Below are 15,679 nucleotides of genomic sequence, written 5' to 3'. Positions count from 1 at the left end.
GATTTGTAGAGAGTCGGTGGCGCTTTGATAGCGCACCGCGCTCCGCCAGGCCCGGGACGGGCATGACGGAGACCCATTTGAAAAAGGAACCAGGCTTCTCATGGGCGAACTGGCCAAAGAAATCCTCCCGGTCAACATCGAAGACGAACTCCGACAGTCCTACCTCGATTACGCCATGAGCGTGATCGTCGGTCGTGCCCTGCCCGATGCGCGCGATGGCTTGAAGCCCGTGCACCGTCGCGTCCTGTACGCCATGAGCGAACTGGGCAACGACTGGAACAAGCCCTACAAGAAATCCGCCCGTGTGGTCGGTGACGTGATCGGTAAGTACCACCCGCACGGCGACACCGCGGTGTACGACACCATCGTGCGCATGGCCCAGCCCTTCTCGCTGCGCTACATGCTGGTGGACGGCCAGGGCAACTTCGGTTCGGTGGACGGCGACAACGCCGCGGCCATGCGATACACCGAAGTGCGCATGTCCAAGCTGGCCCACGAGTTGCTGGCGGACCTCGACAAGGAAACCGTCGACTGGGTGCCCAACTACGACGGCACCGAGCAGATCCCGGCGGTCATGCCGACCAAGATCCCGAACCTGCTGGTCAACGGTTCCAGCGGTATTGCCGTGGGCATGGCGACCAACATCCCGCCGCACAACCTCACCGAGGTGATCGACGGCTGCCTGGCGCTGATGGACAACCCCGAGCTGTCCGTCGACGACCTGATGCAGTACATCCCCGGCCCGGACTTCCCGACCGCCGGCATCATCAACGGTCGTGCGGGCATCATCGAGGCCTACCGCACCGGCCGTGGCCGCATCTATATCCGTGCCCGCGCCACCATCGAGGACATGGAAAAGGGCGGCAACCGCCAGCAGATCATCATCACCGAGCTGCCCTACCAGCTGAACAAGGCTCGCCTGATCGAGAAGATCGCCGAGCTGGTGAAAGAGAAGAAGATCGAAGGCATCACCGAACTGCGCGACGAGTCCGACAAGGACGGCATGCGCGTCGTGATCGAGCTGCGCCGCGGCGAAGTGGGCGAGGTCGTGCTGAACAACCTCTACGCCCAGACCCAGTTGCAGAGCGTGTTCGGCATCAACGTGGTGGCCCTGGTCGATGGTCAGCCGCGCACGATGAACCTCAAGGACATGCTCGAGGTCTTCATTCGCCACCGCCGTGAAGTGGTGACCCGCCGGACCGTCTACGAACTGCGCAAGGCCCGCGAGCGCGGCCACATCCTCGAAGGCCAGGCGGTCGCCCTGTCGAACATCGACCCGGTGATCGAGCTGATCAAGACCTCGCCGACCCCGGCCGAGGCCAAGGAACGCCTGATCGCCACGGCCTGGGAATCCAGCGCCGTGGAAGCCATGGTCGAGCGCGCCGGCGCCGATTCCTGCCGTCCGGAAGACCTGGATGAGCAGTACGGTCTGCGCGAAGGCAAGTACTACCTGTCGCCGGAACAGGCCCAGGCCATCCTGGAACTGCGCCTGCACCGCCTGACCGGCCTGGAGCACGAGAAGCTCCTGTCCGAGTACCAGGAAATCCTCACCCTGATCGGCGAGTTGATCCGCATCCTGACCAACCCCGAGCGCCTGATGGAAGTCATCCGCGAGGAGCTGGAGAAGGTCAAGGCGGAGTTCGGCGATGCCCGCCGCACCGAGATCGTCGCGTCGCAGATGGACCTGACCATCGCCGACCTGATCACCGAAGAAGAGCGCGTGGTCACCATCTCCCACGGCGGCTACGCCAAGTCCCAGCCGCTGGCCGCCTACGAGGCCCAGCGTCGCGGTGGCAAGGGCAAGTCGGCCAGTGGCGTGAAGGACGAGGACTACATCGAACACCTGCTGGTCGCCAACAGCCACGCCACCCTGCTGCTGTTCTCCAGCAAGGGCAAGGTCTACTGGCTGCGCACCTTCGAGATCCCGGAAGCCTCGCGTACCGCCCGTGGCCGTCCGCTGGTGAACCTGCTGCCGCTGGACGAAGGCGAGCGCATCACCGCGATGCTGCAGATCGACCTGGAAGCTGTGCGCGCCCAGTTCGCCGGTGACGAGAACGACGATGACGACGTGGTCGCCGAGCAGGTCGCCGAAGTGGTGGAAGCCGAAGAAGGCGAAGAGGGCGACGACGCCGACTTCAGCCAGGACGAGCCGACCGGCGCGTACATCTTCATGGCCACCATGAAAGGCACCGTGAAGAAGACCCCGCTGATCCAGTTCACCAAGCCCCGCTCCAACGGCCTGATCGCGCTGAAACTGGAGGAGGGCGATTCGCTGATCGCCGCCGCCATCACCGACGGCTCGAAGGACGTGATGATGTTCTCCGACGCCGGCAAGGTGATCCGCTTCAAGGAAAGCAAGGTGCGCATCATGGGCCGTAACGCCCGTGGCGTGCGCGGCATGCGCCTGGGCGAAGGCCAGCGGATCATTTCCATGCTGATCCCCGAGTGCCGCGAAGCGCAGATCCTCAGCGCCTCCGAGCGCGGGTACGGCAAGCGCACCCCGCTGGCCGACTACCCGCGTCGCGGTCGTGGCGGCCAGGGCGTGATCGCCATGGTGATCAACGAGCGTAACGGCAACCTGGTAGGCGCCGTGCAGGTGCTGGACGGCGAGGAGATCATGCTGATCTCCGACCAGGGCACCCTGGTGCGTACCCGCGTCGACGAAGTCCGTGGCGCTGGCCGTAACACCCAGGGCGTGATCCTCATCAAGCTGGCTGCCGACGAGACCGTCGTAGGCCTGGAGCGGGTGCAGGAGCCGACCGTCGTCGAAGGCGAAGAGATCGAAGGCGAGATCGTCGACGGCGAGACCGTCGAGGGTGAAGTAGCGGACGAGAACCAAGAAGCAGGCGAAGTCGCGGCTGAAGAAGCCCCGCAAGCCAGCGAAGACTGATAGCGAGAGTGGATGTGAGCAAGCGAGCCTTTAACTTCTGCGCCGGTCCCGCGGCGCTTCCCACCGAGGTGCTGGAGCGCGCCCGCGCCGAGCTGCTGGATTGGCAGGGCAAGGGCCTGTCGGTCATGGAGATGAGCCACCGTAGCGACGACTACGTGGCCATCGCCGAGAAGGCCGAGCAGGACCTGCGCGACCTGATGGCGATCCCGTCGAACTACAAGGTGCTGTTCCTGCAGGGCGGCGCCAGCCAGCAGTTCGCCGAGATTCCGCTGAACCTGCTGCCCGAAGACGGCGTGGCCGACTACGTGGAAACCGGCATCTGGTCGAAGAAGGCCATCGAAGAGGCTCGCCGTTACGGCAACGTCAACGTCGTCGCCAGCGCATCCAAGTACGACTACTTCGCGATCCCCGGCCAGAACGAGTGGAACCTGTCCAAGGACGCGGCCTACCTGCACTACGCGTCCAACGAGACCATCGGTGGCCTGGAATTCGACTGGATTCCGGAAGTCGGCGATGTTCCGCTGGTGGTGGACATGTCCTCGGACATCCTCTCCCGCCCGATCGACGTATCGAAGTTCGGCCTGATCTACGCCGGCGCGCAAAAGAACATCGGCCCGTCCGGCCTGGTGGTGGTCATCGTTCGCGAAGACCTGCTGGGCCGCGCCCGCAGCATCTGCCCGACCATGCTCAACTACAAGGTCGCTGCCGATAACGGCTCCATGTACAACACCCCGGCTACCTACTCCTGGTACCTCTCCGGCCTGGTCTTCCAGTGGCTGAAGGAGCAGGGCGGTGTCGACGCCATGGAACAGCGCAACCGCGCGAAGAAGGACATGCTGTACGGCTTCATCGACAGCAGCGACTTCTACACCAACCCGATCCAGCCCAGCGCTCGCTCCTGGATGAACGTGCCGTTCCGCCTGGCCGACGAGAAGCTCGACAAGGCCTTCCTCGCCGGTGCCGACGCGCGCGGTCTGCTCAACCTCAAGGGTCACCGTTCGGTAGGCGGCATGCGTGCCTCCATCTATAACGCCCTGGGCCTGGATGCCATCGAAGCCCTGGTCGGCTACATGGCCGAGTTCGAGAAGGAGCACGGCTGATGAGCGACGCTGACCAGCTCAAGGCTTTGCGCGTACGCATCGACAGCCTCGACGAGAAGATCCTCGAGCTGATCAGCGAACGCGCACGCTGCGCCACCGACGTGGCGCGCGTGAAAATGGCCGCCCTGCCCGCAGGCGAGAAGCCGGTGTTCTACCGGCCCGAGCGCGAGGCCTGGGTGCTCAAGCACATCATGGAGCTGAACAAGGGCCCGCTGGACAACGAGGAAGTCGCTCGTCTTTTCCGCGAGATCATGTCCTCCTGCCTGGCCCTGGAGCAGCCGCTGAAAGTGGCCTACCTCGGCCCGGAAGGCACCTTCACCCAGGCCGCGGCGCTCAAGCACTTCGGCCATGCGGTGATCAGCACGCCGATGGCGGCCATCGACGAAGTGTTCCGCGAAGTCGCCGCCGGCGCGGTGAACTTCGGCGTGGTGCCGGTGGAAAACTCCACCGAGGGTGCGGTCAACCACACCCTCGACAGCTTCCTCGAGCACGACCTGGTGATCTGCGGCGAGGTGGAACTGCGTATCCACCACCACCTGCTGGTGGGCGAGAACACCAAGACCAACAACATCACCCGCATCTACTCCCACGCCCAGTCCCTGGCCCAGTGCCGCAAGTGGCTGGACGCGCACTACCCGAACGTCGAGCGCGTGGCGGTCTCCAGCAATGCCGACGCCGCCAAGCGCGTGAAGAGCGAGTGGAACAGCGCGGCGATTGCCGGCGACATGGCGGCCAGCCTGTACGGCCTGGACAAGCTGCACGAGAAGATCGAGGACCGCCCGGACAACTCCACGCGCTTCCTCATGATCGGCAACCAGGAAGTGCCGCCCACGGGCGATGACAAGACTTCCATCATCGTCTCCATGCGCAACAAGCCGGGCGCGTTGCACGAGCTGCTGGTGCCGTTCCACAGCAACGGTGTCGACCTGACTCGCATCGAGACCCGCCCGTCGCGCAGCGGCAAGTGGACCTACGTGTTCTTCATCGACTTCGTCGGCCACCACAAGGACCCGCTGATCAAGGACGTGCTGGAAAAGATCAACAGCGAAGCCGTTGCCCTTAAGGTGCTGGGTTCGTACCCCAAGGCCGTGCTTTGACATGGGGCGAAATGCCCATTGGCCGTCGCAGACGGTCGATTGTGCAGGGCGCGCCGGTCTCAAGGCCCAGCGCCCCTGCCTGGTCTGGCTGACTGGGCTGAGCGGTTCCGGCAAGTCGACGCTGGCCGATGCCCTCGAGCAGCGACTGCATGCGTCCGGGCGGCACACCTACCTGCTCGATGGCGATCATCTCCGTCAGGGCTTGAATCGGGACCTCGGCTTCAGCGCTGAAGACCGCTGTGAAAATATTCGCCGCGTTGGGGAGGTGGGGGCGCTGATGGTGGATGCTGGCCTGATCACCATCGCCGCGTTCATTTCGCCCTTTCGTGCGGATCGCGACAGGGTTCGCAAGCTGTTACCCGAGCGTTTCGTGGAAGTGCATGTCTCCACGCCGCTGAAAGTGTGCGAGGAGCGCGATCCCAAAGGGCTCTACCGCAAAGCGCGAGCCGGCGAACTCAAGGAGTTCACCGGCATCGACTCTCCGTTCGAGGCGCCGCTGGCCGCCCAGGTGAGCATCGATACGTCCGTGCTGTCGGTAGAGGAATCTGTTGACCGTATCTGCGATTACATGGCTGCCGCCGGCTATATCGAGTCAGTCTGTGCGGCCCCCGTCGAGAGAGATGTCCATGAGCTGTGATTTCCTTGCCCTGGCCCAGCCGGGCGTGCAGAAACTTTCTCCCTACGTGCCCGGCAAGCCGGTCGATGAACTGGCCCGCGAGCTGAAGCTCGACCCCGCTGGCATCGTCAAGCTGGCCAGCAACGAGAACCCGCTGGGCCCAAGCCCCAAGGTCCTCGACGCCATCCGCGCCGAACTGGCCGAGCTGACCCGCTACCCCGACGGCAACGGTTTCGAGCTGAAGTCCCGCCTGGCCGCCCGCTGCGGCGTCGACACCGCACAGGTCACCCTGGGCAACGGCTCCAACGACATTCTCGACCTGGTGGCCCGCGCCTACCTGGCGCCTGGCCTGAACGCCGTGTTCAGCCAGTACGCCTTCGCCGTCTACCCGATCTCTACCCAGGCCGTCGGCGCCCAGGGCAAGGTCGTGCCGGCGAAAGACTGGGGCCACGACCTGGAAGCCATGCTGGCGGCCATCGACGCCAACACCCGCGTGGTCTTCATCGCCAACCCGAACAACCCCACCGGTACCTGGTTCGGCCCGGACGCGCTGGAGCGCTTCCTCTCGCAGGTGCCGGAGAGCGTCCTCGTGGTGCTCGACGAGGCCTACATCGAGTATGCCGAAGGCGAGGAACTGCCGGACGGCTTGAAGTACCTGGCCCGCTACCCGAACCTGCTGGTCTCCCGCACCTTCTCCAAGGCCTACGGCCTGGCCTCGCTGCGCGTCGGTTACGCGATCTCCTCGGCGCAGGTCGCCGATGTGCTCAACCGCGTTCGCCAGCCGTTCAACGTCAACAGCCTGGCCCTGGCCGCCGCCTGTGCGGCGCTGGACGATGCCGACTACCTGGCCCAAGGCAAGCGCATCAACGACGAAGGCATGGCGCAGCTGGAAAACGGCCTGCGCGCCCTGGACCTGCACTGGATTCCCTCCAAGGGCAACTTCATCGCCGTGGACCTCAAGCGTGACGCCGGCCCGGTCTACCAGGCGCTGCTCGCCGAAGGCGTGATCGTCCGTCCGGTGGGTGGCTACGGCATGCCGCAGCACCTGCGCATCTCCATCGGCCTGCCGGCCGAGAACGCGCGCTTCCTCGAAGCGCTGGCCAAGGTGCTTGCTCGTGCCTGATGTTGTTCAGCGCAAGCGCCTAGTGGTGGTGGGGCTCGGCCTGATCGGCGGCTCCTTCGCCAAGGGCATCCGCGAAAAGGGCCTGTTCGAGGAAGTGGTCGGCGTCGACCGTGACCCGCAAACCCGTCGCCTGGCGGTGGAACTGGGAGTGGTCGACCGCTGCGAGGAAAGCCTTGCTGCCGGTTGCCGCGAGGCTGACGTGATCCAGCTTGCGGTGCCGATCCTGGCCATGGAGAAGGTCCTCGGGGAACTCGCCACTCTCGACATCGGCAATGCCATCCTCACCGACGTGGGCAGCGCCAAGGGCAATGTGGTGCGCGCTGCGAAAGCCGTGTTCGGTGGCATGCCGGCGCGCTTCGTTCCCGGCCATCCCATCGCCGGTTCCGAGCAGAGCGGGGTGGAAGCGGCCAACGCGAAATTGTTCCGCCGTCATAAAGTCATCCTCACCCCGCTGGATAATGCCGAAGCGGACGCGATCCAGTGCGTCGAGAGCCTCTGGCGCGAGCTGGGCGCGGATGTCGAGCAGATGGCCGTCGAACACCACGACGAAGTTCTCGCCGCCACCAGCCACCTGCCGCACCTGCTGGCCTTCACGCTGGTCGACTCGCTGGCCAAACGCAGCGAGAATCTGGAAATCTTCCGTTATGCCGCTGGCGGCTTCCGCGACTTCACGCGGATTGCCGGCAGCGACCCGGTGATGTGGCACGACATCTTCCTCGCCAACCGCGAGGCGGTGCTGCGCATCCTCGATGTATTCCGTGACGACCTCGACGACTTGCGCGAGGCCGTCGATCAAGGGGACGGGCAACAACTGATGGGCGTCTTCACCCGCGCCCGGGTTGCCCGCGAGCATTTCAGCAAAATCCTGGCCCGCCGGGCCTATGTGGACGCCATGCACAACAATGACCTGATTTTCCTGGCCCAGCCGGGTGGCCGCCTCTCCGGGCGCGTTCGCGTACCGGGCGACAAGTCCATTTCCCACCGCTCGATCATGCTCGGCTCGTTGGCCGAAGGCACGACCGAGGTACAAGGTTTCCTCGAGGGTGAAGATGCCCTCGCCACCATCCAGGCCTTCCGCGACATGGGCGTGGTCATCGAAGGCCCGCACCACGGCCGCGTGACCGTGCACGGCGTGGGCCTGCATGGCTTGAAGACGCCGCCCGGCCCGATCTACCTGGGCAACTCCGGCACCTCCATGCGCCTGCTCAGTGGCCTGCTCGCCGCCCAGCCGTTCGACACCACCCTGACCGGCGATGCGTCGCTGTCCAAGCGCCCGATGAACCGCGTCGCCAAGCCGCTGCGCGAGATGGGCGCAGTGATCGAGACTGGCCCCGAAGGCCGTCCGCCGCTGACCATCCGTGGTGGCCAGAAGCTCACCGGCATGCACTACGACATGCCCATGGCCAGCGCCCAGGTGAAATCCTGCCTGCTGCTTGCCGGCCTCTACGCTGCCGGTGAAACCTCCACCACCGAGCCGGCCCCGACCCGCGATCATACCGAGCGCATGCTGCGCGGCTTCGGCTACCCGGTCGACGTCGAAGGCGCCACCGCTCGCGTCGAGTCCGGCCACAAGCTCACCGCCACCTCGATCGAAGTCCCGGCCGACATTTCCTCCGCCGCCTTCTTCCTGGTTGCCGCGAGCATCGCCGAAGGCTCCGACCTGACTCTGGAGCACGTCGGCATCAACCCGACCCGTACCGGCGTCATCGACATCCTCAAGCTCATGGGCGCCGACATCACCCTGGAAAACCAGCGTGAAGTGGGCGGCGAGCCGGTTGCCGACATTCGCGTGCGCTCGGCGCAGCTCAAAGGCATCGACATCCCCGAAGACCTGGTGCCGCTGGCCATCGACGAGTTCCCCGTGCTCTTCGTTGCCGCCGCCTCTGCCTCCGGCCGCACTGTGCTGCGCGGCGCGGAAGAACTGCGGGTGAAGGAATCCGACCGCATCCAGGTCATGGCCGACGGCCTGCTGGCCCTGGGCGTGAAGTGCGAGCCGACCCCGGACGGCATAATCATCGACGGCGGCAGCTATGGCGGCGGCGAAGTCTGGAGCCACGGCGACCACCGTATCGCCATGTCCTTCAGCGTGGCTTCCCTGCGTGCCGGTGCGCCTATCCGCATCCACGACTGCGCCAACGTCGCGACCTCCTTCCCGAACTTCCTCGGGCTGGCGTCCGGCGCGGGCATCCGCGTCGCCGAGGAGAAAAACTGATGAACGGCGAATGGCCGGTCCTCGCCATCGATGGCCCCAGCGGCTCGGGCAAGGGCACCGTCGCCGGCCTGCTGGCCAAGCGCCTGGGCTGGAACCTGCTGGACTCCGGCGCGTTGTATCGCCTGCTGGCGTTCGCTGCCGGTAACCACGGTATCGACCTGACCAACGAGGAAGCCCTCAAGGTTCTGGCCGCACACCTGGACGTGCAGTTCACCCATGCCAAGGGCGGACAGGGTCAGCACATCATCCTCGAAGGCGAGGATGTCACCGATACCATCCGCACGGAGCAGGTCGGCGCCGGCGCCTCGCAAGTCGCCGCGCTGCCGGCGGTGCGCGATGCGCTGCTGCAACGCCAGCGCGCCTTCCTCGAAGCCCCCGGCCTTGTCGCCGACGGCCGCGACATGGGCACCGTGGTCTTCCCCAGCGCGCCGCTGAAGATATTCCTGACAGCGTCGGCCGAAGAGCGCGCCCGTCGCCGTTACCTGCAGCTCAAGGGCAAGGGTATCGACAGCGATCAGGCGCAGCTGGCGGAAGAAATCAGCGCCCGCGACGAGCGTGACAGCCAGCGTGCCGTGGCTCCGCTCAAGCCCGCCGAAGGCGCCATCCTGGTGGACTCCACCTCGATGAGCATCGAAGAGGTCGTGGACAGTATCCTCGCCGAGGTTTCTCGTCGCGGCCTGGCGGACTAGTCGAACGGCTCATGAAAATCCCCGGCCAGCCGGGGATTTTTCTTTCCCGAGGCGGGTGCGTTGCAGGACGGATCTGACAGGCGGTCCTCCCGTCCTCCGAGGCTGGGCGAAAATGAAGGAATGAAGCTGGAGTCGTGAAGGACATCGGAAACCAGGGGCGCCGATTGACGCAACCGACGTCCGTTGCTACCATTCCAGACCTTGTATCGGGAGGGTTTCGCCCATATTGAGCGAAGCGTTCCCTTAAAATCTGAATGTGGAGCATCCGTTTCGGCGGGTGCAACAGGGGGCCGGCAGGATACCAGTCTTGATCCTGCTGGCTTCTTTTTCATCACTTGACCGTGTTCGCTGGTGGCGCGGAATCGGGCTTACAAGCCTTTGACTACAGGTATAGACATGAGCGAAAGCTTCGCAGAACTCTTTGAAGAAAGTCTTAAATCCCTCGACATGCAGCCGGGTGCAATCATCACCGGCATCGTGGTCGACATCGATGGTGACTGGGTCACCGTCCATGCCGGTCTGAAATCCGAGGGCGTCATCCCGGTCGAGCAGTTCTACAACGAACAGGGCGAGCTGACCATCAATGTGGGTGACGAAGTCCACGTTGCGCTTGACGCGGTAGAAGACGGCTTTGGTGAAACCAAGCTGTCCCGCGAAAAAGCCAAGCGTGCCGAGAGCTGGATCGTTCTGGAAGCTGCTTTCTCTGCCGACGAAGTGGTCAAAGGCGTCATCAACGGCAAGGTCAAGGGTGGCTTCACCGTCGACGTCAACGGCATCCGTGCGTTCCTGCCGGGTTCGCTGGTCGATGTGCGTCCGGTGCGCGACACCACTCACCTGGAAGGCAAAGAGCTCGAGTTCAAGGTCATCAAGCTGGACCAGAAGCGCAACAACGTTGTCGTTTCCCGCCGCAGCGTGCTGGAAGCCGAGAACAGCGCCGAGCGCGAAGCTCTGCTGGAATCCCTGCAGGAAGGCCAGCAGGTCAAAGGTATCGTCAAGAATCTCACCGACTACGGTGCGTTCGTTGACCTGGGCGGCGTCGATGGTCTGCTGCACATCACCGACATGGCCTGGAAGCGTATCAAGCATCCGTCGGAAATCGTCAACGTTGGCGACGAGATCGATGTCAAGGTTCTGAAGTTCGACCGCGAGCGCAACCGCGTATCCCTGGGCCTGAAGCAACTGGGCGAAGACCCATGGGTTGCCATCAAAGCCCGTTACCCGGAAGGCACCCGCGTTACCGCGCGCGTCACCAACCTCACCGACTACGGCTGCTTCGCCGAGCTGGAAGAGGGCGTGGAAGGCCTGGTACACGTTTCCGAAATGGACTGGACCAACAAGAACATCCACCCGTCGAAAGTCGTTCAGGTTGGCGACGAAGTGGAAGTTCAGGTTCTGGACATCGACGAAGAGCGTCGTCGTATCTCCCTGGGCATCAAGCAGTGCAAGTCCAACCCGTGGGAAGACTTCTCCAGCCGCTTCAACAAGGGCGACAAGATCTCCGGCACCATCAAGTCGATCACCGATTTCGGTATCTTCATCGGCCTGGAAGGCGGCATCGACGGTCTGGTTCACCTGTCCGACATCTCCTGGAACGAAGTTGGCGAAGAAGCCGTTCGCCGCTTCAAGAAGGGCGACGAGCTGGAAACCGTCATCCTCTCCGTTGATCCGGAGCGTGAGCGCATCTCCCTGGGCATCAAGCAGCTGGAAGACGATCCGTTCTCCAACTACGCCTCGCTCAACGAGAAAGGCACCATCGTTCGCGGCACCGTGAAAGAAGTGGACGCCAAAGGCGCTGTCATCAGCCTGGGCGGCGAAATCGAAGGCATCCTGAAAGCCTCCGAAATCAGCCGTGACCGCGTTGAAGACGCTCGCAACGTTCTGAAAGAAGGCGAAGAAGTCGAAGCCAAGATCATCAGCATCGACCGTAAGAGCCGCGTCATCTCCCTCTCCATCAAGTCGAAAGACGTTGATGACGAGAAAGATGCGATGAAAGAACTGCGTCACAAGCAAGACGTAGAAGCCACTGGTCCGACCACCATCGGTGATCTGATCCGTGCTCAGATGGAGAACCAGGGCTAATCCCTGATTCACCATCCAAGGAAAAGGGCGACTTCGGTCGCCCTTTTTCGTTTCTGCCTATCGCTGGCGCGGGCGCGCAGCGCTTTCTCCAAGCCGAGACTGGCGCTATGGTGCCCGCCCCGTTCCGGTCGCTATCTCCATGCCATATCTGCTTTTCGTCACCGTCCTCTGGGCGTTCTCCTTCAGCCTGATTGGCGAATACCTCGCCGGGCAGGTCGACAGCTATTTCGCCGTGCTGACCCGCGTGGTGCTCGCCGGCCTGGTGTTCCTGCCACTGACCCGCTGGCGCGGCGTCGAGCCACGCTTCATCGGCGGGGTGATGCTGGCAGGCGCGCTGCAGTTCGGCATTACCTACGTCTGTCTCTACCAGAGCTTCCGCGTGCTGACGGTCCCGGAGGTGCTGCTGTTCACGGTGCTGACGCCGTTGCACGTGGCGCTGATCGATGACGCGTTGAACCGGCGCTTCAATGCCTGGGCGCTGCTGGCGGCCGCGGTGGCGGTGCTGGGCGCCGGGATCATCCGCTACGACGGCGTTAGCGGCGACTACATACAGGGCTTCCTCCTGCTGCAGGTGGCCAACGCGACCTTCGCGGCGGGGCAGGTGTTCTACAAACACCTGGTACGACGCTATCCCTCGGACATCCCGCAGTACCGCCGCTTCGGCTACTTCTTCGTCGGTGCGCTGCTGGTCGCCCTGCCGGGCTGGTTGCTGTTCGGCAATCCGCAGAAGCTGCCGACCACCGACCTGCAATGGGGTGTGCTGATCTGGATGGGGCTGCTGGCCACCGCGCTCGGGCAGTTCTGGTGGAACAAGGGGGGCACCATGGTGGATGCCGGCACCCTGGCGGTGATGAACAACCTGCACGTGCCGGTGGGCCTGCTGATCAACCTGCTGATCTGGAACGAGGCCGCCGACTTGCCGCGCCTGGCGCTGGGCGGTGCGGTGATCGTTGCGTCGCTAGGCGTCAATCGCCTTGGCCTGCGTCGTCGCAAGGAGCGCTGCGCATGAATATCTCCGGACGTGGCGTAGCGCTGTCCCTGGCGTCTTCCGTGCTGTTCGTGACCCTGCCGGGTTACATCCATTCGCTGGCGCCGCTGACCAGCATCCAGGTGATCGCCCACCGGGTGGTCTGGTCGATTCCCATGGTCCTGCTGCTGGTGCTCTTCACCCGTCAGGGCGGTGTGCTGCGCGATGCGGGTCGGAGGCTGCTGCGCGAGCCATGGCTGCTGGCGTGCTTCCCGCTGACGGCGGCGATGATGCTGATCCAGTGGGGCGTGTTCATCTGGGCGCCCATGGTTGGGCGCACGCTGGAGCTGTCGCTGGGCTACTTCCTGCTGCCGCTGACCATGGTGCTCTGCGGCCGGGTGTTCTATGGCGAGCGTCTGACCACGTTGCAGGGCATTGCCGTCGCCTTCGCGCTGGCGGGTGTGCTGCACGAGTTGTGGCTCACTCGCGCGTTCTCGTGGTTCACCCTGATTACCGCGCTGGGCTATCCGCCGTACTTCATGCTGCGCCGCAAGATGGCGGTGGATTCGTTGTCCGGCTTCGTCTTCGAGATGATCGTGCTGCTGCCGTTCGCCCTGGCCGCCTTGTGGATAACTGATAGCGCCGGGGTGCTGGAAGAGGTGCCGCGCTTGTGGGCGCTGCTGCCGCTGCTGGGCCTGATCAGCGCGCTGGCGTTCGGCGCCATGATGGCGGCCAGCCGGCTGTTGCCCATGGGACTGTTCGGGATTCTGAGTTACGTCGAACCGGTGCTGCTGTTCGCCATCGCCGTGCTGTTTCTGGGCGAGGCATTCAACCCGGCGCAGATCTGGACCTACGGGCCGATCTGGATCGCTGTACTGCTGACCGGTTGGGATAGCGCGCGACTGTTGCGCCGGCAGGCGCGTCGCGGCTTGTAGATGAGGGGCAGGCGCTCTCCCGCAAGGGGAGAGCGCTCAGTATCAGTCGTAGCGACCGCCGACGTCAGCCTTGGCCAGGGTTTCCGGCAGGATGCGGCGGGCAGCGGTGTAGTGCTTCTTCCAGTAGTCGCCACTGAGGTCGGAGACACGGACCTTCTGGCCGCGGCGCGGCGCATGGACGAACTGGTTGTCACCGACGTAGATGCCGACATGGTCGACATTGCGGCGATTGTGGATGCGGAAGAACACCAGGTCGCCGGGCTGCAGATCGCCGCGGGCCACTTTCGAGTTGCCGCGCATGCTGTACATCTGCTGCGCGGTGCGCGGCAGGTCGACTTCGTCGACGTTCTGGAACACGTAGTTCACCAGGCCGCTGCAATCGAAGCCGCGCTTGGGCGAAGTGCCGCCCCAGCGGTATGGCGTGCCGATCATGCTGTAGGCACGCTGGGTGACCTGGTGCGCCTCGCTCTTGGTCGGCTTGACCGACTTGGCATTGAAGGTCAGTAGGGCACTGCCCTGGACCGGGACTCGCAGATCAACCGGTGCAGGTTGATAGGTGCGCGTGATCTTGGAGGAGGCGGTTGCCTCGGTGGCGGCCAAGAGGGTCGCCAAGCCTATGGAAAGGCATGTCAAAAGGGTACTTCGCATTCGGCATGTCTTCTTGCTGGTTGATATCGCCCAGACTCCGCTGGATCGCCATTGTTGTCGGCGTGGTTTCCTTTGGTCCGCTCAAAAATTCCACGCATTCTGAACGACTTTTCATGACAGTTCGTACCGTCTGTCGATTCTCACAATTCCCCTGTGACTTGTAGGACGCTGCGTGACATGTGTTCAGACGCATCAGTCACGGCCTGACCTTATAGCCGGAAGCCCTATAAAACGGGACTTTCGGCCACGCGACGGAAAGCTGGCGGGCTAGTAGCCAAAAGCCAGACACTTAAGGCTTCTTAAGGAAAAACCCGACGAAATGCAGGTAATTGAGCTGAAAGAATCAGCCCAGATGGGCGAGTAACGCGGGAATGACCTGTTCGCGGAGCAGCGGGGCAAGGTTTTGCGGGTAGACGCCGGTCGTGTCCAGCCAGGCGAGCTCTTCCAGCTCGGCGGCGGGTTGGACGGCATGGGGTAGGGTGGCAATGAAGACATGCGCGTCCACCCGCATATCCGGCTCGTTGGCGGCCTTGGCCTGGAAGTGGCCGAGCGGTGTCAGTGCGGAGCTTGCAAGGCGAAGGTCGAGTTCTTCGTGCAACTCGCGCAACAGGGCCTGCACGGATGTCTCGCCGGGTTCGTGCTTGCCGCCGGGCAGCATGAGGGCGCGGGTGCCACGCTTGCGTACCAGTAGCAAGCGTCCTGTGTCATCGAGCAGGCAGGCGGCGGCGATACGAATCGTGGAGCTCATGGCGAGGGCGTTTCCTTCAGAACCTGGTAGCGCATCTGTACGATGCCGCTGGGAAAGCTGCGCTGCTCCAGCAGCTGCAGGCGTTGCTCGAGCCCGATGCTGAACAGGGGAATACCGGCGCCGAGCAAGTGCGGAATGATGCTGACGATCACTTCGTCGAGCAAGCCTGCGGCGAGGAAATTGCCTGCCAGGCTACCGCCGCCTACCAGCCAGATACGCTGGCAGCCGCGTGCCTCCAGAGAGGCGAGGGCGTCTACCGGTGCATAGTGCTCAAGCTCCACCTGCGGTGCGGCCTTGGGCAGGTGGTTGGAGCGGGTCATGACCAGCGCGGGTTTGTCGGGGTACGGCCATTCGCCCTGGTTCAGGCAGAACAAGTAGGTGGCGCGCCCCATGATCAGGCCGTCGATACTGGAATAGAAGGCATGGTAGCCATGGTCATCGGTTTCGCCGCCATAGCCTTCGAGCCAATCCACGCTGCCGTCGGGGCGAGCGATGTAGCCGTCAAGGCTGGCCGCAACGTAGTAAATGAGAGATGGCACCTGTGTGCTCCTTTTTGTCAGGCTCATCAGAGCATG

The 15,679-nt window shown here is 63.8% G+C and carries 13 protein-coding genes; 10 read left to right on the top strand and 3 right to left on the bottom strand.

What is annotated here, in order from left to right; all coding sequences use genetic code 11:
- Nucleotides 1-100: 100 nt before the first annotated feature.
- The 10 genes from gyrA (at nt 101) to rarD (ending at nt 13,708) form a co-directional block, all read left to right on the top strand.
- Nucleotides 101-2,890 (top strand): DNA gyrase subunit A, encoded by a 2,790-nt coding sequence (gyrA, locus tag A9513_RS27555; RefSeq protein WP_024767045.1) that lies wholly within the window; start codon nt 101-103, stop codon nt 2,888-2,890.
- 14 nt (nt 2,891-2,904) lie between these two features.
- Complete coding sequence (gene serC / locus A9513_RS27550; protein ID WP_024767046.1) at nt 2,905-3,990, top strand: 3-phosphoserine/phosphohydroxythreonine transaminase; 1,086 nt, start codon at nt 2,905-2,907, stop codon at nt 3,988-3,990.
- A complete protein-coding gene (pheA, locus tag A9513_RS27545; protein WP_024767047.1) occupies nt 3,990-5,087 on the top strand; it encodes a prephenate dehydratase in 1,098 nt (365 codons plus the stop codon). The genes serC and pheA overlap by 1 nt, the downstream gene beginning before the upstream one ends.
- A gap of 1 nt (nt 5,088) precedes the next feature.
- Complete coding sequence (gene cysC / locus A9513_RS27540) at nt 5,089-5,724, top strand: adenylyl-sulfate kinase (RefSeq protein WP_024767048.1); 636 nt, start codon at nt 5,089-5,091, stop codon at nt 5,722-5,724.
- Nucleotides 5,714-6,826: a histidinol-phosphate transaminase gene (gene hisC, locus A9513_RS27535; RefSeq protein ID WP_065327880.1), complete on the top strand. Its 1,113-nt coding sequence runs from the start codon at nt 5,714-5,716 to the stop codon at nt 6,824-6,826. The genes cysC and hisC overlap by 11 nt, the downstream gene beginning before the upstream one ends.
- Nucleotides 6,819-9,038, top strand: coding sequence for a bifunctional prephenate dehydrogenase/3-phosphoshikimate 1-carboxyvinyltransferase (locus tag A9513_RS27530; RefSeq protein WP_024767050.1), 2,220 nt, complete (start codon nt 6,819-6,821; stop codon nt 9,036-9,038). The genes hisC and A9513_RS27530 overlap by 8 nt, the downstream gene beginning before the upstream one ends.
- A complete protein-coding gene (gene cmk / locus A9513_RS27525; protein ID WP_024767051.1) occupies nt 9,038-9,727 on the top strand; it encodes a (d)CMP kinase in 690 nt (229 codons plus the stop codon). Before A9513_RS27530 ends, cmk begins: the two co-directional genes overlap by 1 nt.
- A 396-nt stretch (nt 9,728-10,123) precedes the next feature.
- Nucleotides 10,124-11,806, top strand: a complete 1,683-nt coding sequence (gene rpsA, locus A9513_RS27520; protein WP_038803317.1) for a 30S ribosomal protein S1 — start codon at nt 10,124-10,126, stop codon at nt 11,804-11,806.
- 139 nt (nt 11,807-11,945) lie between these two features.
- The gene (locus A9513_RS27515; protein WP_024766316.1) at nt 11,946-12,815 is read left to right on the top strand and encodes a carboxylate/amino acid/amine transporter; all 870 of its coding nucleotides are present in this window, start codon (nt 11,946-11,948) and stop codon (nt 12,813-12,815) included.
- Nucleotides 12,812-13,708, top strand: coding sequence for an EamA family transporter RarD (gene rarD / locus A9513_RS27510; RefSeq protein ID WP_024766317.1), 897 nt, complete (start codon nt 12,812-12,814; stop codon nt 13,706-13,708). Before A9513_RS27515 ends, rarD begins: the two co-directional genes overlap by 4 nt.
- 42 nt (nt 13,709-13,750) lie before the next feature.
- Here the strand turns inward: rarD and A9513_RS27505 are convergent, their stop codons facing one another.
- From A9513_RS27505 to A9513_RS27495, 3 genes are all read right to left on the bottom strand, one after another.
- Nucleotides 13,751-14,356, bottom strand: coding sequence for a C40 family peptidase (locus A9513_RS27505; RefSeq protein ID WP_024766318.1), 606 nt, complete (start codon nt 14,354-14,356; stop codon nt 13,751-13,753).
- A gap of 343 nt (nt 14,357-14,699) precedes the next feature.
- Nucleotides 14,700-15,104, bottom strand: a complete 405-nt coding sequence (locus A9513_RS27500; protein WP_024766319.1) for an NUDIX domain-containing protein — start codon at nt 15,102-15,104, stop codon at nt 14,700-14,702.
- On the bottom strand, nt 15,101-15,643 hold the full coding sequence (locus A9513_RS27495) for a dihydrofolate reductase family protein (RefSeq protein WP_024766320.1): 543 nt from the start codon (nt 15,641-15,643) through the stop codon (nt 15,101-15,103). The genes A9513_RS27500 and A9513_RS27495 overlap by 4 nt, the downstream gene beginning before the upstream one ends.
- Nucleotides 15,644-15,679 lie beyond the last annotated feature (36 nt).

Source organism: Pseudomonas sp. AU12215 (genome assembly GCF_001675465.2).
Classification (GTDB): domain Bacteria; phylum Pseudomonadota; class Gammaproteobacteria; order Pseudomonadales; family Pseudomonadaceae; genus Pseudomonas; species Pseudomonas nitroreducens.
The sequence above is the reverse complement of the archived record's forward strand: the minus strand, read 5'-3'. Positions and strand labels throughout refer to the sequence as shown.